Origin of the sequence: Diaphorobacter caeni, assembly GCF_015354245.1 — a bacterium.
Taxonomy (GTDB): Bacteria; Pseudomonadota; Gammaproteobacteria; order Burkholderiales; family Burkholderiaceae_C; genus Diaphorobacter_A; species Diaphorobacter_A caeni.
In genome coordinates this window covers 347,040-364,478 of sequence record NZ_JADKYZ010000001.1, presented here as the reverse complement: position 1 = coordinate 364,478, position 17,439 = coordinate 347,040, and the positions used below count along the sequence as shown (strand labels likewise).

Below are 17,439 nucleotides of genomic sequence, written 5' to 3'. Positions count from 1 at the left end.
AAGCATGGCTGCATCAACTGCTGGAATGGCTGGCTCTGCCCCAATTCGGGCTGAGCACGGTGTTCATCGTTTCATTCATTTCGGCCACGCTGCTGCCGCTCGGCTCGGAGCCTGCGGTGTTCGGCCTCATCAAGCTCAACCCGGAACTGTTCTGGCCCGCCGTGCTGGTGGCGACCGCCGGCAACACCCTCGGCGGCATGGTCAGCTGGTGGATGGGCCTTGGCGCGCACAAGGCCTGGAACGCGGCCCGCAAGCGGCGTCTGGCCGGTCAGCCGGAACTCGCGCATCACAAGAAGCCGCGTGAGCTCACGCGCACCGAACGGCGCGTGCGCGTATGGCTGCGCAAGTTCGGAGCAAAGACCTGTCTCCTGAGCTGGCTGCCGGTGGTCGGTGATCCGCTGTGCGCGGTGGCGGGCTGGATGCGTCTGCCGTTCTGGCCCTGCGTGGGCTACATGGCCATCGGCAAGTTCATGCGCTACCTGGTGATGACGACCCTGCTGCTGCACATGGTGCCCGCCGACATCGGTTGATAGACGCCACCGCGATTCACGGCAGGAAGGCGGGCGAGAGCAGCCGCAGCCCCACGGAAATCCAGCGCTCGCCGCCGCCGAGACGGTTCCCATAGGTCGTGTCGACCTGCACCCGATCCGGCACCAGCCAGTAGCGCACACCCATCTGGTAATGCGGCTTGCCGTCAGCCGCACCGAAGGTCTCGGCGACCAGCCACGAGCGCTCGGTGAGCCGCGTCTCACTGCCCAGCCCCCAGGTCGCGTGGCTGCGTCTGGTGCCCTGATCGCGCTGCCAGCCCACGTTGGCGTGCAGCACGAAGCGATCATCAAAAAACGAAAAACTCGCGGGCACATAGCCATACCAGTTGCGGCCGCTGCCGCCATGTGGATCGCGCAGGGCGCCGAGCGCCAAGCCCCAACCCCAGCCGTTGGACTCCAGCGGCCTGAACAGCGTCTTGCCCTGAAGGACGCGCGCAGAGTTCCGCGTGACACCGTCCTCGCGCGTCCACGCTCCGCCAACGGTCACCTCCAGATTGCCGGTGAAATTGCAGGCGGGCTGCGCCCAGAACTCGCTGCCGCCGCCCTGATTGCGACGCGCCCAGCTCTCGACCTGACAGGCCTTGGCGTCGACGACGCGCGCATCGTCGGTGATCATCGGCCGCGCGGCCATGGCATGGCCACCCGCGCACGTCGCCAGCAGAAGAAACAGCGCGCCACGGCACGCATCGCGTTGGAAAACCACGGACATGAAGACCTCTCAGGAACAGGCCCGGCATGGTTGCAATGCCATGTGACAACCGGATGACGGGCGTCACTGTACCCGAGGGCTGCAGCCGTCAGAACATGCCGTTGCCGCTGGCCGTTTTGTCCGGCACGGGCTGGATCACATCCCAATGCTCGACGATCTTGCCGTTCGCATCGAAGCGGAAGATGTCCACGATGGCGCTGCCGCGATCACCTGGCCCGGTCACCGTGTGCACATGCAGCATCACCAGATCGCCCTCGGCCACCGCGCGCGCGATCGTGCTGCGGCGGCCCGGGTTCTGCTTGAATATCTGAGCGAAGGTGCTTTTGAACGCCTCGCGCCCGTTGGCCACGCGCGGGTTGTGCTGGATGTAGGTATCGCCGATGTAGCGGTCGGCCGCGCTCAGGTCGTGCTGGTTGAAGAACTCGTTGTAGAAGGCCATGGCACTGGCCTTGTTCCTGTTTTCCCCGACCTGCGCAGTCTGCGTGGCGACGGCCGCGCGGCGCGACTCCGCGCGTTTGGAGCCGCAGGCGGACAACGTGAGCGCCGCCGCGATCAGAACAAGGCCCGCCTGGGTGCGAAAGCGATTGGCATGCAGCATGATGGCAAGGGGCCGGGCCCGGTAGTGGTGATGGACGTCCTTTGTTCCACACTCCGGACGCGCCGCACAGTCAGCCATCATCCAGACACCGTGTAGGTGTCCGAAATCCCGCCCGCTCAATCCACCCGCAACCCCAGTTCGCGGCTGAGTTCGGCGTAGCGATCCATGTCGGCGGTGATCAGCTTGCCGAACTGCTGCGGGGTCTGGCGCTGCGGCGCATAGCCCTGCGCCCTGAGCGCCTGCGCGGTTGCGGGCTCATCCAGAATCGCCATCAGCACGTTGTGCAGCTGCTCAACCACCGCATCTGGGGTGCCCGAGGGCGCGAGCAGCCCGTGCCATTGCTGTGCCTCGAACCCCGGAGCGCCCTGCTCGGCCACCGTCGGCACATCGGCCAGCTGGGGCAGGCGCGTCGCCGATGTCACGGCAATCGCGCGCACGCGGCCTGCCTCGATCATCGGCGCCGCGCTGCTCGCGGTCACCATGCCGAGTGGCACCTGCCCGGCCGCCACGTCGGTGATGGCCGGGCCGCAGCCCTTGTAGGGCACGTGCTGCAGGTCGATGTGCAGCGCGCGTGCCAGCATCTCACCGGCCAGGTGCTGTGGCGTGCCATTGCCGCACGATGCAAAGGCCACCGGAGCAGCGGCAGGCGCCTGCTGTCCGCCGACCAGTCCGGCAAGAGACGTGACGTCACTGCCCTGCGGCACCACCAGCACCGATGCGATGGTGCCCGCGTTGACCACGGCGCGGAAGTCGCGGCGCGGATCGAAATCCAGATGCTGATACACGCCCGGATTGATCGCGAACGAGCTGTTCACCATCAGCAGCGTAGAGCCGTCGGCGGGCGACTCGGCCACGTGGCGGGCGCCGATGTTGCCGCTCGCGCCGGGCCGGTTTTCCACGACCACGTTCTGTCCCAGCCGGTCCTGCAGCGCCGTGCCGAGTCGCCGTGCGAGCAGGTCGGTTCCACCGCCCGGAGGGAAGGTCACGACGATGGTGATCGGCCGGTCAAAGCGCACCGCCGCGCGGCCGCTGCTGACCTGCCAGACACCCGCAATCGCGATCAGCGCGAACACCGCCGCCGTCATCCATGCCATGCGTCGTTTCAGCATCGTGCATTCACTCCGTTTCAGGCATCGAGCCCGATGTCGAGCACCCGCGTGCTGTGCGTGATCCAGCCGACCGCGATCTGGTCCACCCCCGTGGCGGCCACGGCGGGCGCGGTCTCGGGCGTGATGCGCCCCGACGCCTCGGTGATCGCGCGGCCCTTGCACATGCCCACGGCGGTGCGCAGATCGTCGAGGCTCATGTTGTCGAGCAGCACCACGTCCACGCCGAGCGCGAGCGCCACCTCGAGCTGCGCGAGCGTGTCCACCTCCAGCTCGATCTTCACCATGTGGCCCACCCCGGCGCGCGCGCGCTGCACGGCCGTTTCCACACCGCCCGCAAGCGCGATGTGGTTGTCCTTGATGAGCACCGCATCATCGAGCCCGAAGCGGTGGTTGCTGCCGCCCCCCACGCGCACCGCATATTTCTGCAGCGAGCGCAGACCCGGCATGGTCTTGCGGGTGCAGGTCACGCGCGCGCCATGGGCCGCAATCGCCTCGGCGATCGAATGCGTGGCGGTGGCTACACCGCTCAGGTGGCACAGGTAATTGAGCGCCACCCGCTCGGCACTCAGCAGCGCGCGGCTGTGGCCACTGATGCGCGCGATTTCGGTGCCGGGCGAGAGCAGCGTGCCATCCGCGCAGCTCGCCTCGAACCGCGTGCGGCCATCCATCAGCGTGAATGCAAGACGTGCGAGATCGAGCCCCGCAAGCACACCGTCCTGCCGCGCCACCAGCCGCAGCTCGGCCTTGGCGTCTGCAGGCACGATGGTGTCGGTGGTCAGATCACCGGCACGGCCCAGGTCTTCCAGCAGGGCCATGCGCACCAGCGGCTCGAGCATCACATCGGGCAGCGGAGGAATCGGCAGGGCGGCGTTCTGTTTAATGCTCATTTTGAGTATATTTGATCAAAAAAAGGGAGCGCAACTGCGCTGACGACTTATGCTAATCCTGAGCATAAAACCCGTCAAGAGGATGGGAAATCCGATCTCCCGCACCCCGCACCCTCTTCCCCCAAGTCGCGAGGCCCTACAGCTGCGATGCCTCGTTTCTGGCCTTCGACTTGGCGTTCTCGTTCTCCGTGTTGTTGAACTTTTTCAACAGGTCCTTGGTGACGTACTGCATCGTCATTACGAAGCTCATGTGCGGAGCGTTCAACTCGATCTCCGTACCGCCGTCGACCCAAACGATGCGTTTGTCCCCCACGAATGGCAGCTTCTTCGACACCGTCTTGTATTTGCCGGAAAGGCTGCGCGAGATCTCGTCAAAGCGATCCTTCTCCAGCGTGGCGACGACGCCCTCGACCTTGCCTGCGGGGTTGAAAATCACCAACACCGACTTCAGTCCATCAAACTCGATGCGCGAGACATCGAGCTGGTACATGGCACCTCCGGAATAGGCATTGGTGCCCGAGCTGCGCGCGGAATGCTTGTTTTTCATTTCGCCCACCGTGGCCTTGCCAATCTCAAGACCGAACGGCGCCGGTGCCGCCATCGCCGGCACGCTGATCGACATGGCCAGCGCGCAGCCTGCAATCCATTTCTTGAACATCATTCCCTTGCCCTCATGACCAAAAGGCAAAAATTCTAGAGAGCGGAACTCGCCAACCTGCTCGCTCGCTCGCAAGTCTTTCCGCATTCCACACATCGGAATCTCCAGGATTGGTGTGGAAAATCTGGCCCGGATAATTGAAACAAAGTATTTCAGGCGCATTTTCTGAGTTCCTACCCCATGCATCACCCGCTTCCCGCCTTGCTCGCCAGCGCCACTTTGCTGCTGTGCACCCTTGCCCATTCAAACGACTCCGTCGCGGAGCTGCAGCGCCGTTCCACTCAAGGGATGGCCGACGCGCAGCTTCAACTTGCCTTGAAATACCGGAAGGGCGACGGCGTTGCGCAGGATGACGCCAAATATTTCGAGTGGGCGCAGGAGGCGGCAGCCCAAGGCAACGCCGAAGCTCAATTCGAACTTGGATACTGCTACCACGAAGGAACGGGCATCGCCAAGAGCAATGCCAAGGCTCTCTACTGGTTCGACAAAGCCGCAAAGCAAGACAATGCCAGTGCACTCTACGCACTCGGCGTGATGCACTATTTCGCGCACGGCATTCCGCAGGATGACGTCAAGGCACGGGCTTACTTTGACAAGGCAGCAGCGAGGGGGTCGACGCGGGCTCGATACAACCTGGGCGTGATGTATTACGGCGGCGTCGGGGGACCTCGCGATGAGAATCGGGCACTGTCCCTGTATTTGCAAGCCGCCGCTGAAGGGGACGCAGCCGCACAAAACAATCTTGGCGCAATCTACGCCGACGCAAACAGTGCCGTGCACGACCTCTCCAAGGCGGCACAATGGTATGAAAAGTCAGCAGCTCAAGGCGATTCCGTCGCACAGAACAATTTGGGACAGATGTACGCGAAAGGCAGGGGCAAGCCGCGCGACTTTGCCCAGGCAGCCCGATGGTACGAGAAGTCCATTGCTCAAGGCAATTCCGATGCACAGAGGAATATGGGAGTCCTCCACTACAACGGCAATGGCATGCCCCAGGACTATGTCAAGGCACGGCAGTGGTTCGAGGCTGCCGCAAAGCAGAACAATGGCGAAGCCCAATACGCACTGGGCTACATGTATTCACAAGGACAAAGCGTGCGCCAGAACGCATCCACCGCCAAGGAGTGGTACGGCAAGTCCTGCGACAACGGCCATCAACCGGGATGCGATGAATACGCCAAGCTGAACCGCAAATGAGGCCAGCTCCACGACGGCCTCCTTCGAACATCCACCGCTTTCAACATTGCCATGCCCATCACCCCCTTCCACTTCGGCCCAGGTGCCGCACTGCAGGCCGGCGCGCCGCGCCACGTGAGCTTTCTCGCGTTCTTCTCGGCCAATGTGCTGATTGACCTGGAGTCGTTCATCAACTTCACCTACGGCTTCGAGCCGGTGCACGCGTTCTTTCACACCTATGTCGGCGCGAGTATCGTCGTGGCCTTCATCGCGCTGGCGTTTGTGGGGCTGCGCGCGCTGGCCGCGCGGGTGCGGCTTCCGAATCTGTTCGACTGGCAGGCGCTGTCGATGAAGCAGGTGCTGATCGGCGCGGCGCTCGGGGCATGGTCGCACATCGCGATCGACAGCTTCATGCACTTCGACATGCAACCGTTCTCGCCCTTTGCGCCGGGCAATCCGTTCGCGGGCAAGGTCTCGGTGGAAGCACTGGAATATGCCTGCGTCGCCGCGGGCGTGATGGGCCTCGTCGTGGCCGCGGCCCGATGGGCGTTCGCCAGAAAGTAAGCTCTTTCAGCCGCGCGCGAGCGGCAGCTTGTTGCCCGACATCGCACGCTCCAGAATCACGTTGCGGCGAAAGCGATAGAGCTTGGCCGGGCGGCCTGCCGTGCCCGCTGCGATCTGGCCGGTTTCCTCGACCAGCGCCTGCTGCTCGATCTGGCGGCGGAAGTTCTGCTTGTGCAGGCCGCGCCCCGCGAGCGCTTCGACGGTCTGCTGCAACTGCAGCAGCGAAAACTCGGGCGGCATGAGCTCGAACACCACCGGGCGGTACTTGATCTTGGCGCGCAGCCGCGCCATGCCCGTGGCAAGGATGCGGCGGTGATCATGGCCCATGTCCGCGCCGGGCAGCAGCACGTCGCGTGCGGAAGCAATGCCGTAGCGGCGCGACTCCTCCACCAGGCCAGCCTCGAACAGCAGTTCGTAGCGCTGCAGCACCAGCTCCTCGTTCCACTCGTTGTCGCTCAGCCCGAACATCACCGCCACGCGCTGGGTGCGCCGCTTCTTGAGCGCCGCGTCGGCCGCGCCGCGACTCCATTCGCGCAGGCGCGGGAGAATCGTTTGGGTCACGAGCTCAGGTTCACCCGTTCGCCAGTCTTCCCACGGAAAGTAGCGATACCAGTCCTGCCAGCCGGGTTGCGAGACGCCGCTGTCGTCAAGCTCGCGCGTGAGTCCGAGATAGCTGATGGAGATGGCGCGCATGCCGAGCGCGTCGGAGCGCTCGTGGTCCGGAAAGGTGTAGAGCTGCTCGACGTAGCCGAGCGGATGGTGCGTCTGGCTCTCCACCCATTCACGCAGGCTCGCCTGCAGCGAGCGGTGCCCCGCCGTGAACGGACCTGCGGGCAGCGTGCGCCCTTCCCTTGTAGTGAGCACGCGTGGCTCGCCATTGGTCACGGCGAGCAGCACCGCCACCAGATCGGCTTGTACGGAATGCGTGTCGCGCGTGTCGGGCGATTCGGGCGTTTCGGTCTGGTTGCTCAAGGATGGAATGGGCCGGAGTGGGTTGGATGAAGTGAATGCGATCTGAAAATTATCACATGCCCGCACCTCATTCCGAGCCGAATTTCCACCGCGCATCAGTCACCGGAATGCGCTGCGTCCGGCGATGCGCGCCCCGCGTTCAGAAGAATTTCCAGCCGATGTCGCCCTGCGTGCGCTTGAGGTAATAGAGCGCGTTGGCACGCAGCCCGAACAGCACCCCGAGACCCATGCTCGCGCCGCGTGCCGCGCCGTTGGACAGGTTGAAGATCGAGAGGATGATGCTCGCCGCCACGATCAGGCCGAACGCGATCGCCGCCTGACGCCACATCTTGAGGAAGAAGCCGAAGTAGATGAACGAAAAGAACAGCGCGAAGAAGTTCATGTTGACCTTCACGCGCTCGGCAAAGCTCAGCTCCTTGAATGCCGCGCGCAGCTGCGGGCTGGGGCTGCCCATGCCGGGCACGCCATTCTTCTCGAAGAAGTTGAAGCGGTACTTCCACTTCTCGCTGAGCGTCGGGTCGTTGTGCCAATCGGCGACGGGGGCGTTGGATACAGGATCGGGCGTGGTCGCCGGATTGGACGCATCAGACATCGAAGAACACTTTGGTTGGATGAGTGAGGGATGGGCGCCAGTGGCTGCACTGCGCGCCAGGCCCATCACAATACCGGATCAATTTTTACAAATCAATAGATTTAAACAATCCATCGAGACCTGTTACTCCGTATCCAAGGCGTCCCGTTGTCTGTCGTTCACTGCATCTGCTGCAGATTGCCGATGCGCACCAGCATCTCTGTGAACATCTGGATGTCGGTCCGCAGGTCCGGCAGTTCCTGATACTCGAGGGCGTTGTGCGCCGTGTATTTCTTGCCCGGCATTGCGGGGCCGAAGTTGATGGCGTTGGGCATCAGCTTGGCGGTCGTGCTGCCCGCTGTGGGAACTGGTTTGGCGTCGAGCCCCGTGGTATCGCCGAAGATGTTCAGCAGCGTGGACAGCCATGCGCCCTTGGGGTCGCGCGCCATCCAGTTGCCCTGAGTGTAGTCGATCTTCACCGGTACCTTGGCGGCAGTGCTCCAGTCGGCAATGCCCTTTTCGACCTCGGCCTTGAGCTGCTCTGGCGACTTGCCGCGCGGCATGCGCGCGTTGGCCGTCACTTCCAGCTGGCCGTTGCCGGGCTTGATGAAATTGGGCGAGATGGTCAGCGGCCCCATGAAATCGTCCGCATACGCGAGTTTGAGCGCATTGCCGAAATAGTCGAGCCCGTATACGCCGTTGATGTAGCGAACCGCTTCGGTGTACTGATTGTGCTGCACCAGCGCCTTTGCACCCTCCGCCAGCAGGGCTTGCTGGAGGAACAGCGCAAGGCGCGGAACGGGATTCACGCCTTCTTCCGGGCGCGAGCCATGCGCCGAAGCGCCAGTCACTTTGATGTCGATCTTGTGGGTGCCAGGCGTGATGTCGATGCTGAACTTGCCGAGCTTCTGGTGGGCATCCACAAAGCCGTCCTTCGCGCTCTGCAGTGTCTGTGCGACCGCTGCCAACGCCGCCGCGTCGCCCGCCTCGATGCTCGCCGTCGCGGTCTGCGCAATCGCGTTGGAGGACGCCGCACCCGCCATCGCCGTGATCGCCGGTTGCTGCGCATCGGTCTTCACATCGGCAAAGAACGCCTTGATCGCGCCCGTACCTTTTTCGGCCACCACGGCGGGATACTTGCTGTCGAGCACGATGTTGTACTCGGGCAGTTTCGTCTTCTCGCGGTAGTACTTCATCGCGTCGCCACCGGTCTCCTCGGTGGTCTCGATCATCAGGCGAATGCTGCGCGCAAGCGGCAGCTTCGCATCCTTCACGGCCTTCATCGCGTACAGCACCGTGGCGATGGATCCTTTGTCATCAATCGTGCCGCGCCCGTAGAGCCTGTCACCGATGCGCGTGACCTTGAACGGATCGATCTGCCTGCCATCGATCACCCATTCCGCAGGCACCACCGGCACCACGTCGGAGTGCGTGAGAATGCCGAACTCCTCGCCGCCCGTGCCGGGCAGCGTCACTTCAAAAATGCGGTTGTCGACATTGCGGAACTGCAGGCCGAAGTCCTTGCTCATCCTCTCGACAAGCTGCCCAAATTCGATGATCGCCTTGTTCTCATGCGGCGCAATCTTGGGATCGCGCACGGTGGGCAGCGCCACCATCTGCTCGATGCTGGAAAGCACCTTGCTCTCCTGCGTCATGCGGGTGTGCAACCCCAAAAGGCGCGCGATGTTGGTCAACTCGTCACCCTGCAAGGGCTTGCCGCTCGAGTAGTTCTGCACCGCCGATGCCACGCCGGGATTCTGCGCGGCGGCGCTCTTCAGGAACCCTTCAAAACTGCTTGCCGCAGGCTGCGACGCCATCGCATCGAGCGCGGGTTTCTTGAGCGTGTCGGCATGGGTGACCGAGGGTGCCATCACAGCCAGCCCCAGAGTGATGCTCAGGGCCAGGGCACAGTGTCGAATTTGCGGCTTCATGTTTGGATGCCTCCATTTTTTGAAGCCGAAAGGATAGCGGATCCGAGGAAATCAGCCTGTGCCAACAGCCAGCGCCGGCGGCTCAATCACGCCTGGCGAACCCAAAGGCCACGGCAGTTTCTTCGCTGCCCATGCTGACGCACGGAAGGCATGCGATAGGCAGCACGGCAACTCCCATCGTTGATATCGCCAGCGCAACCTTGCATGCGAAAAAAACGCCAGCACCAGCCATAAGCGGCCGGTACTGGCGCCCTATCGCAGCGGCGAGCGCCGCGTACTTAGACGTTGAACAGGAAGTTCATCACATCGCCGTCCTTGACGATGTATTCCTTGCCTTCGGCGCGCATCTTGCCCGCGTCCTTGGCGCCCTGCTCGCCCTTGTACTGGATGAAGTCATCAAACGCGATGGTCTGCGCGCGGATGAAGCCGCGCTCGAAATCGCCGTGGATCACGCCAGCGGCCTGAGGTGCGGTGTCGCCCACGTGGATGGTCCAGGCGCGCACTTCCTTCACACCGGCGGTGAAGTAGGTCTGCAGACCCAGCAGCTTGAAGCCCGCGCGGATCAGGCGGTTCAGGCCAGGTTCCTCGAGGCCCATTTCGCTCAGGAACATGTCGCGGTCTTCGTCGCCCATCTCCGACATCTCGGCTTCGATCTTGGCGCAGATGGCCACCACCGGCGCGCCTTGAGCGTCGGCGTATGCCTTGAGCTGGTCGAGCAACGGGTTGTTCTCGAAACCATCTTCCGACACGTTGCCCACGAACATCGCAGGCTTGGCCGTGATCAGGCAGAACGACTTGAGCAGCGGCGCGTCTTCCTTGCTCACCGGCACGGTGCGTGCGGGCTTGCCCTGGTCGAGCGCGGCCTGAATGGGCGTGAGGAGCGACACCAGCTTGGCGGCTTCCTTGTCGTTGCCCGACTTGGCGGCCTTGCTGTAGCGGTTGATCGCCTTCTCCACCGTGGCCAGATCGGCCAGGCACAGTTCGGTCTGGATGACTTCGATGTCGGCGATCGGATCGACCTTGTTGGCCACGTGGATCACGTTCGGATCTTCGAAGCAACGCACCACGTTGACGATGGCGTCGGTCTCGCGGATGTGCGCGAGGAACTGGTTGCCCAGACCTTCACCCTTGGACGCACCAGCCACCAGACCGGCGATGTCCACAAATTCGACGATGGCGGGCACGACACGCTCCGGCTCGACGATGGCCGACAGGTCATTCAAACGCGGATCGGGCACTTCCACGACGCCGGTATTCGGCTCGATGGTGCAGAACGGATAGTTCTCGGCGGCAATGCCGGCCTTCGTCAGCGCGTTGAAAAGAGTGGACTTGCCCACATTGGGCAGGCCCACGATGCCGCATTTGAGGCTCATGGATATTCCTTTTTAAATCAACCCCTTATGCACCGTCGATCCGAAAATCGGCGTCGTGGAAGTGCCCGGTCCATGCCTATTTCCCCGGACCGCATCGCGTCGAAGCAGGGAAATGTGTCGGACTTCAAGAGGACGTCGTCCTCGTCTTGTCTGGGGAAACTGGCGCCAATTGTACTGATCACCGAATCCCTGCTGCCGCGCTGCGGCCTTGCGGATCCGTTCGTTGCCGCACAAGGTCCGGATGATTTCCCATTGCGCGTCACCTGCGATTCAAACCGGGCTCGGATCCAGTGTCCCGAAAACGCGAATCGCCGCATTCAAGCTTTCGATGCCCGGATTCTTTCCATATCGTCAAACAACACCAATGGAGTCCACCGACCGTTTTCCCTGAAGACGGCTCCACCCAGACCCGCAATCAGCAGCACGCCATCCGCTGCGGACAGGTTTCCCGCGCAGACGGACGCTTCCGGCGGCAGTTCGGCGATCTGGAGAGTGTCGTTCTGAATCCAGTAAACGCCATGATCATTGGTACCCCAGGCTCTGTCCTCGTACCAGACCATGTCCCTCAAGGGCAGCGAGAGACCGAGCGAACGTATCCTCGTCCATTGATCGCCCCGCCCCACCCAGGTGTCGCCCGACATGCCGGACACATACACTCGCCCGTCCCCGCCACAGCAGACGCTGTGCAATGGATAGTCGTAGGAAAGCGAAATCCTGCGGGCACTGGCGCCATCAAAATGCCATAAATCGCCCAGCCCGCCCACAAGATAAATGTCCTCCGCGCTCCAACCATCGAAGTCGCGGAAGCCTTCCTCGCTGATGGCGTCAGTGGAGAGCGAATGTGCGAACAGATGGCTGAACGACTCCCACTGGCCCTTGCCGAGGCGACGTCCAAATGAACGGCCACCCGCGGCCACATAGGCGTATCCGTCGATCTCCTTGATCTTTCCGATCCTTCCGCGAATGAAGCGCGCGTCCCCAACCTCCAGTTCACTTGAGCCGAGAGACAGATCCTGATAGGCCGGGCCGCTTCCGGACACGAGCACCCGACGCTCCATCGACGGATAGACAGGCGATGCCTCCACTTGGATCACCTGGTTCAGCGGATTCTTCGCAGATCCGCAGACCATCGCTTCCCAGTTCTGAAGCCACCTGCCTGACCACATCTTTCCCGGCTCAGCGGACCGGTTGAAAATGCGGACGCCTTTCGGGCGCAAATTGTGATCACCGCCTTTCTTCCGTTCGTCACGCTCCTGCGCTTCGGTCAACGAGGGTTCGACAATGAAGGAAAAGATGTTCCTGTCCCGGACGACAGCGTCTCTGAAATGGAATCGGTACTCCCAATGAAAGGCGCGCTCATATTCATCCAGTGTGATCAGCATTTCATGTCACCTCGAACATTCAATTCCGGGATATCGCCGCAAGCGGACACGACTTCACTCAATCAAAACTCAGATTGCCGCCCACCCGCTGCCCCACACGCAGCACCCGCCCCTCGCCTTCCAGCGTGATCGCGTTCATGCCGAAGGTGAGCGCGCCGTCCATGCGCGGGTCCTGGCGGTAGCGGCGCAGCATGCCGTTGACCTGGGTTCCGACGGCGGCGTTGTCGGGGTTCACGTCGGGCATGGGGCAGCGGCTGCAGGGCTTGGCCATCTTGAGCTCGACTTGTCCCTGACCCGCGTCGATGAACAGCGAGTCGATGCGGTCCTCGTCGTGGGATTCGACGCCGTCGATGACGATGTTGGGGCGGAAGCGGCGTACGTCGACCGCCTGCTCGCCCGCGGCTTCGAGGCGCTGGTTGAGTTCGGCGATGGAGGCGGTGCTGGTCACCAGCATCGGGAAACCATCGGCGAACTGGGTGACGGCCTCCACGTCGCCGGTCCAGTCGGGATCGACGATGCGGCGATGGTCGGGGTTGAAGCGCACCATGCGGCACGGCACCTCAAGGTATTGGGAGAACCAGCGCGCGGGCTCGTCGCCCATGTCGAGGGCCGAGACGGTGTCGCTCCAGACGCGGGCGCGGGTTTCGTTGCCTTGCGCGCTCGGCGCGGCCGTGGGCAGGCGCAGCTCGGGCATGCCGGGGGCGTTCAAAACCAGCGATTCGCCGTCGAACGCGGGTTGGACGAGCACCATGCGCGGCAGTTCGCGCTGGGTGCGCAGGGCGCCGTCCATATCGGTCACCATCCATGCGCGGTCCCATTGCAGGCCGCTTGGCGTGAGCAGTGCCTGCTGCACGGCGATGCCGGCGCAGGACTTGACGGGATGGATATACAGGCTGTGGATGCGGCCTGCCAGATCGTATTGATCAGACTCGAAACTCATGGGGGACAACTCCGCTGACGGGGGCGGGCGTGTGCCGGGCGGCGCACCCGCGAAACGGGGATTCTGCACGCTCGGGCCGGCAGGTCGCCGCGCCTCCTACAATTCCCCGTATGGCGCAAACTTTTGACGTATGTATCCGCGGTGCCGGCATTGTGGGCCGCACCTTGGCGTTGCTGTTGGCTCGCGAGCGGCTGTCGGTCGCTCTGGTCGATTCGGCGGGCTCGCGCGCGCCCTCGCATTCCGATGTGCGGGCCTATGCGATGAACGTGGCCTCGCGGGCGATTCTGGAGTCGGTGCGCAGTTGGCCCGACCCCGAACACGCGACCGCCGTGCTGCAGATGCAGGTGCATGGCGATCAGGGCGGCTCGGTCACTTTCGATGCGAATCGCCAGCAGGCCGAGGCGATGGCCTGGATCGTGGACGTGCCCGCGCTGGAGCGCCGCCTCGCGGACGCGACGCGCTTTCAGCCGCTGGTGGACGTGGTGCGCGAGCCGGTCAAGGCACCGCTCACGGTGGTCTGCGAGGGCCGCGCGAGCAAGAGCCGGGCGGAGTTCGGCGTCGAGTTCGACGTGACGCCCTACGGCCAGACGGCGATCGCCACCCGGCTGCGCTGCGAGCGCACGCACAGCCAGATCGCGCGCCAGTGGTTCACGGCGGACGGCAGCATTCTGGCGTTTCTGCCGCTCGAGGGCGAACAAGGGAACTCCGTCGCGGTTGTCTGGTCTATCCCCCACGAGCAGGTGCAGCAATGGCTGACCTGCGACGATGCCGCTTTCGTGCAGAAGCTGCAAGACGTCAGCGAAAGCAGCCTCGGCGCGCTGGAGCTGATTGCGCCGCGCGCGTCGTGGCCCCTGCAGCAGGCGCAGGCGCGTCGCTGGTGCGGCGCGATGCCGGGCGCGGCGGGCGAATCATGGGCCTTGGCCGGAGATGCCGCGCACTCGGTGCACCCGCTTGCGGGTCAGGGGCTGAACATCGGCATTGGCGATGTGTCGGCGCTGGCGCGCATTCTGAGCGAGCGCCAGGGCTGGCGCAGCGTGGGCGATGCGAAGCTGCTGCGGCAATACGAGCGCGAACGCAAGTCCGCGCTGCTGCCGATGGGAGCGACCATGGACGCGCTGCAGCAACTGTTTGCCCGGCAGGAATCGCCGCTGCAGGCGCTGCGCAACTGGGGCATGAGAGGATTTGAGATGAGCGGCCCGCTCAAGGAATGGGTCGCCCGTCAGGCCATGGGACTACAGCAGCCGAACCGGCGCTGAGCCAGTGGTCGCGAAGACAGAGCGGGCTGGACACGCGTTGAACCGAATTTGATGAACCTTTGAGTGGATGAAAAAAGCACCATGAAACTAGTCACTACCTTGCTGGCAGGCGCCGCACTCGCAATGAGCACGGGCGTGTCCGCACAGGAAGCGGCGATCCGCAAGGCCCTGACCGAGCGCATTCCGCAGCTGCAGAACATCGAGGAAATCTCCGCCACGCCGATGAAGGGACTGTACGAAGTGCGCATGGGCACCGACGTGTTCTACACGGACGCCGGCGGCAACTACCTGATCCAGGGCGAGCTCATCGACACCAAGGCGCGCCGCAACCTGACCGAAGACCGCATCAACAAGCTCACCGCGATCAGCTTCGACGCGCTGCCGCTGGCCGACGCGTTCACCATCGTGCGCGGCAACGGCAAGCGCAAGATCGCCGTGTTCGAAGATCCGAACTGCGGCTACTGCAAGCGCTTCGAAAAAGACCTGCAGAACGTCGACAACATCACGGTCTACATGTTCCTCTACCCGATCCTGAGCCCCGATTCGGCCGAGAAGAGCCGTAACATCTGGTGCGCCAAGGACCGTGTGAAAGAGTGGGAAGACCACATGCTGCGCGAGAAGGTCACGCCCGCCGCGAGCTGCGACACCGCCGCCATTCAGCGCAATCTGGCGCTTGGCCGCAAGCACAAGATCACCGGCACGCCGACGATCATCTTCCAGGACGGCACCCGCGTGCCGGGCGCGATCAGCGCGCAGGAAGTCGAAAAGCGCCTCGCCACCGTGATCTCGTCCAAATAAGTCAATGGGCAAGTGACGGGCCACGCCACAAGGCGTGCCGCCTGACGAACCCTCCAAAGGCCGGGCGCTCGCAGCCCCGGCCTTTTCCTTTGGGACGAGCGTCCGCATATAGTGGACGGCACTCACCCGTACAGAACACCGATCCGATGACCACCAAAGCCACCACCGCTACGCCCGCCGTCTTCTTTCGCGTGGAGCCCACCGATCCGCACAACCACCTGTTCCAGGTGACCATGGTCGTCGCCCGCCCCGCCGAAGACCAGGAGCTGGCGCTGCCGGTCTGGATTCCGGGCAGCTATCTGGTGCGCGAGTTCTCCAAGAACCTGCAGCGGCTTGCGGCGCAGCAGAACGGCAAGGCCATCGAAGTGCAGCAGCTCGACAAGCACCGCTTCGTCGCCAAGTGCGCAAAGAACAAGCCGCTCACGCTGACCTACGAGGTCGCGGCCTACGACCATTCGGTGCGCACCGCATGGCTCGACGTCTCGCGCGGCTTTTTCAACGGCACCAGCGTGTGCCTTCGCGCGGTGGGCCTCGAGGACAAGCCGCACGGCATCGACATCGCCCCGCCCGCCCGCATCAAGGGCTGGCAGGCTGCCACCGCGCTCACTCCGGTGCACGTGAACCGCGCAGGCTTCGGCACCTACATCGCCGCGAACTACGACGAACTCGTCGACTGCCCCGTGGAGCTCGGCAAGTTCTGGAGCGCAAAATTCACCGCCTGCGGCGTGCCCCACCGCATCGTCGTCGCGGGCGCGGCCGCGTCGTTCGACGGCGAACGCCTCGTCGCCGACACCAAGCGCATCTGCGAGACCGAAATCCGCTTCTGGCATGGCGAGGGCAAGGCCGTGCATTCGCACTATCTCTTCATGCTCAACGTGGTGGACGACGGCTACGGCGGGCTCGAGCACCAGACCAGCACCGCGCTGATCTGCGGCCGCCGCGACCTGCCCCGCATCGGCGAGAAGACGGCGCCCGAAGGCTACAACACGCTGCTCGGCCTGATCAGCCACGAGTATTTCCACACCTGGAACGTCAAGCGCATGCGCCCCGCCGAGTTCGCGCGCTACGACTACAACCAGGAGAACTACACCGAGCTGCTGTGGTTCTTCGAAGGCTTCACCAGCTACTACGACGACCTGCTGCTGCGCCGCGCAGGGCTCATCGACCACGCGACCTATCTGCGCCTCATCACCAAGACCATCAACCAGGTGCAGCAGACCCCGGGCCGCAAGGTGCAGTCCGTGGCCGAGGCCAGCTTTGACGCCTGGGTGAAGTACTACCGCCAGGACGAAAACACGCCCAACTCCACCGTGAGCTACTACACCAAGGGCTCGCTGGTCGCGCTGTGCCTGGACCTCGCGCTGCGCCAGCACGGCCGCACCACGCTCGACGACGTGATGCGCGCGCTGTGGCAACGCACGCGAGGCGGCCCGATGAGCGAGGCCGACGTGCTCGCCGTGCTGCACAAACTCTCAGGCAGGGACTGGTCCCCCGAACTCCAGCGCTGGGTGCACGGCACCGACGACCTGCCGCTCAAGGAACTGCTCGCCTCCCAAGGCATCGAGCTGCAGACCGAGACCACCGCGACCGCACAGCGCCTTGGCCTGCGCGTGCAGGAAAACGCCTCAGGCATCACCGCCAAGGTCGTGCTGCAAGGCGGCCTTGCGGAACAGGCTGGGTTCATGGCCGGTGACGAATGGCTCGGCATCGAGCTGGCGAGCGGCGAAGGCTGGCGCCTGCAGAAGCTCGACGATCTGGCGCTCTACGCGGGCGCGTCCGCACGCGTCACGGCGCTGGTCTCTCGCGACCGCAGATTGCTCAAGCTGCCGATGCGCCTTCAGCCCTCTCAGATGGAAGGCGCAGCGCCCGACACCGTGCGTCTGGCCGTCGACAACGCCGACCTCGCCCGGCATTGGCTGCGCGAAGACAAGGTCGCCGAAAGCACCAAACTCTGACAGATAGTTCAC

17 protein-coding genes are annotated in these 17,439 nt (G+C 63.8%); 6 read left to right on the top strand and 11 right to left on the bottom strand.

Annotation, left to right across the window (positions count from 1 at the left end):
- Window positions 1-8: 8 nt before the first annotated feature.
- Window positions 9-530, top strand: coding sequence for a YqaA family protein (locus ISG32_RS01630; protein WP_228529572.1), 522 nt, complete (start codon window positions 9-11; stop codon window positions 528-530).
- A gap of 16 nt (window positions 531-546) precedes the next feature.
- On the opposite strand, the gene ISG32_RS01625 is transcribed toward ISG32_RS01630, so the two are convergent.
- The 5 genes from ISG32_RS01625 to ISG32_RS01605 form a co-directional block, all read right to left on the bottom strand.
- Window positions 547-1,257 carry a hypothetical protein gene (locus ISG32_RS01625; protein ID WP_407645014.1) on the bottom strand — a complete coding sequence of 237 codons (711 nt, stop codon included), beginning with the start codon at window positions 1,255-1,257 and terminating at the stop codon, window positions 547-549.
- Window positions 1,258-1,345: 88 nt separating this feature from the next.
- The gene (locus ISG32_RS01620) at window positions 1,346-1,855 is read right to left on the bottom strand and encodes a nuclear transport factor 2 family protein (RefSeq protein ID WP_194769271.1); all 510 of its coding nucleotides are present in this window, start codon (window positions 1,853-1,855) and stop codon (window positions 1,346-1,348) included.
- Between the two features lie 116 nt (window positions 1,856-1,971).
- Window positions 1,972-2,964 carry a tripartite tricarboxylate transporter substrate binding protein gene (locus ISG32_RS01615; RefSeq protein WP_228529522.1) on the bottom strand — a complete coding sequence of 331 codons (993 nt, stop codon included), beginning with the start codon at window positions 2,962-2,964 and terminating at the stop codon, window positions 1,972-1,974.
- Between the two features lie 17 nt (window positions 2,965-2,981).
- Window positions 2,982-3,851 carry a carboxylating nicotinate-nucleotide diphosphorylase gene (gene nadC / locus ISG32_RS01610; protein WP_194769270.1) on the bottom strand — a complete coding sequence of 290 codons (870 nt, stop codon included), beginning with the start codon at window positions 3,849-3,851 and terminating at the stop codon, window positions 2,982-2,984.
- A 136-nt stretch (window positions 3,852-3,987) separates the two neighbouring features.
- Entirely contained in the window at window positions 3,988-4,671 is a 684-nt protein-coding gene (locus ISG32_RS01605) for a hypothetical protein (protein ID WP_194769269.1), read from the bottom strand.
- An 18-nt stretch (window positions 4,672-4,689) separates the two neighbouring features.
- Here ISG32_RS01605 and ISG32_RS01600 point away from each other — a divergent pair, with 18 nt between their 5' ends.
- Window positions 4,690-5,706 (top strand): SEL1-like repeat protein, encoded by a 1,017-nt coding sequence (locus ISG32_RS01600; RefSeq protein WP_194769268.1) that lies wholly within the window; start codon window positions 4,690-4,692, stop codon window positions 5,704-5,706.
- A gap of 51 nt (window positions 5,707-5,757) precedes the next feature.
- Window positions 5,758-6,249: a hypothetical protein gene (locus tag ISG32_RS01595; RefSeq protein ID WP_194769267.1), complete on the top strand. Its 492-nt coding sequence runs from the start codon at window positions 5,758-5,760 to the stop codon at window positions 6,247-6,249.
- 6 nt (window positions 6,250-6,255) lie between these two features.
- Here the strand turns inward: ISG32_RS01595 and ISG32_RS01590 are convergent, their stop codons facing one another.
- The 6 genes from ISG32_RS01590 to ISG32_RS01565 form a co-directional block, all read right to left on the bottom strand.
- Window positions 6,256-7,221, bottom strand: coding sequence for an NUDIX hydrolase (locus ISG32_RS01590; protein ID WP_228529521.1), 966 nt, complete (start codon window positions 7,219-7,221; stop codon window positions 6,256-6,258).
- A 139-nt stretch (window positions 7,222-7,360) separates the two neighbouring features.
- The gene (locus ISG32_RS01585) at window positions 7,361-7,813 is read right to left on the bottom strand and encodes a DUF2628 domain-containing protein (RefSeq protein ID WP_194769266.1); all 453 of its coding nucleotides are present in this window, start codon (window positions 7,811-7,813) and stop codon (window positions 7,361-7,363) included.
- Window positions 7,814-7,971: 158 nt separating this feature from the next.
- Complete coding sequence (locus ISG32_RS01580; RefSeq protein ID WP_194769265.1) at window positions 7,972-9,723, bottom strand: dipeptidase; 1,752 nt, start codon at window positions 9,721-9,723, stop codon at window positions 7,972-7,974.
- Between the two features lie 278 nt (window positions 9,724-10,001).
- Window positions 10,002-11,096, bottom strand: a complete 1,095-nt coding sequence (gene ychF / locus ISG32_RS01575) for a redox-regulated ATPase YchF (protein WP_194769264.1) — start codon at window positions 11,094-11,096, stop codon at window positions 10,002-10,004.
- Window positions 11,097-11,413: 317 nt separating this feature from the next.
- Complete coding sequence (locus ISG32_RS01570) at window positions 11,414-12,478, bottom strand: hypothetical protein (RefSeq protein ID WP_194769263.1); 1,065 nt, start codon at window positions 12,476-12,478, stop codon at window positions 11,414-11,416.
- Between the two features lie 58 nt (window positions 12,479-12,536).
- A complete protein-coding gene (locus ISG32_RS01565) occupies window positions 12,537-13,418 on the bottom strand; it encodes an MOSC domain-containing protein (RefSeq protein ID WP_194769262.1) in 882 nt (293 codons plus the stop codon).
- A 110-nt stretch (window positions 13,419-13,528) separates the two neighbouring features.
- Here ISG32_RS01565 and ISG32_RS01560 point away from each other — a divergent pair, with 110 nt between their 5' ends.
- The 3 genes from ISG32_RS01560 (at window position 13,529) to ISG32_RS01550 (ending at window position 17,427) form a co-directional block, all read left to right on the top strand.
- A complete protein-coding gene (locus ISG32_RS01560; protein ID WP_194769261.1) occupies window positions 13,529-14,674 on the top strand; it encodes an FAD-dependent monooxygenase in 1,146 nt (381 codons plus the stop codon).
- A gap of 81 nt (window positions 14,675-14,755) precedes the next feature.
- Window positions 14,756-15,472 (top strand): DsbC family protein, encoded by a 717-nt coding sequence (locus ISG32_RS01555; RefSeq protein ID WP_194769260.1) that lies wholly within the window; start codon window positions 14,756-14,758, stop codon window positions 15,470-15,472.
- Window positions 15,473-15,618: 146 nt separating this feature from the next.
- Window positions 15,619-17,427 carry a M61 family metallopeptidase gene (locus tag ISG32_RS01550; RefSeq protein ID WP_194769259.1) on the top strand — a complete coding sequence of 603 codons (1,809 nt, stop codon included), beginning with the start codon at window positions 15,619-15,621 and terminating at the stop codon, window positions 17,425-17,427.
- Window positions 17,428-17,439 lie beyond the last annotated feature (12 nt).

Bases quoted from the DNA above. Each gene is read 5' to 3' on its own strand.
- ISG32_RS01600 (WP_194769268.1), top strand. From the start codon at position 4,690: ATGCATCACCCGCTTCCCGCCTTGCTCGCCAGCGCCACTTTGCTGCTG.
- ISG32_RS01555 (WP_194769260.1), top strand. From the start codon at position 14,756: ATGAAACTAGTCACTACCTTGCTGGCAGGCGCCGCACTCGCAATGAGC.
- ISG32_RS01585 (WP_194769266.1), bottom strand. From the start codon at position 7,813: ATGTCTGATGCGTCCAATCCGGCGACCACGCCCGATCCTGTATCCAAC.
- ISG32_RS01595 (WP_194769267.1), top strand. From the start codon at position 5,758: ATGCCCATCACCCCCTTCCACTTCGGCCCAGGTGCCGCACTGCAGGCC.
- ISG32_RS01565 (WP_194769262.1), bottom strand. From the start codon at position 13,418: ATGAGTTTCGAGTCTGATCAATACGATCTGGCAGGCCGCATCCACAGC.
- ISG32_RS01615 (WP_228529522.1), bottom strand. From the start codon at position 2,964: ATGCTGAAACGACGCATGGCATGGATGACGGCGGCGGTGTTCGCGCTG.
- ISG32_RS01625 (WP_407645014.1), bottom strand. From the start codon at position 1,257: ATGTCCGTGGTTTTCCAACGCGATGCGTGCCGTGGCGCGCTGTTTCTT.
- ISG32_RS01570 (WP_194769263.1), bottom strand. From the start codon at position 12,478: ATGCTGATCACACTGGATGAATATGAGCGCGCCTTTCATTGGGAGTAC.
- ISG32_RS01620 (WP_194769271.1), bottom strand. From the start codon at position 1,855: ATGCTGCATGCCAATCGCTTTCGCACCCAGGCGGGCCTTGTTCTGATC.
- nadC (WP_194769270.1), bottom strand. From the start codon at position 3,851: ATGAGCATTAAACAGAACGCCGCCCTGCCGATTCCTCCGCTGCCCGAT.
- ISG32_RS01550 (WP_194769259.1), top strand. From the start codon at position 15,619: ATGACCACCAAAGCCACCACCGCTACGCCCGCCGTCTTCTTTCGCGTG.
- ISG32_RS01605 (WP_194769269.1), bottom strand. From the start codon at position 4,671: ATGCGCCTGAAATACTTTGTTTCAATTATCCGGGCCAGATTTTCCACA.
- ychF (WP_194769264.1), bottom strand. From the start codon at position 11,096: ATGAGCCTCAAATGCGGCATCGTGGGCCTGCCCAATGTGGGCAAGTCC.
- ISG32_RS01580 (WP_194769265.1), bottom strand. From the start codon at position 9,723: ATGAAGCCGCAAATTCGACACTGTGCCCTGGCCCTGAGCATCACTCTG.
- ISG32_RS01560 (WP_194769261.1), top strand. From the start codon at position 13,529: ATGGCGCAAACTTTTGACGTATGTATCCGCGGTGCCGGCATTGTGGGC.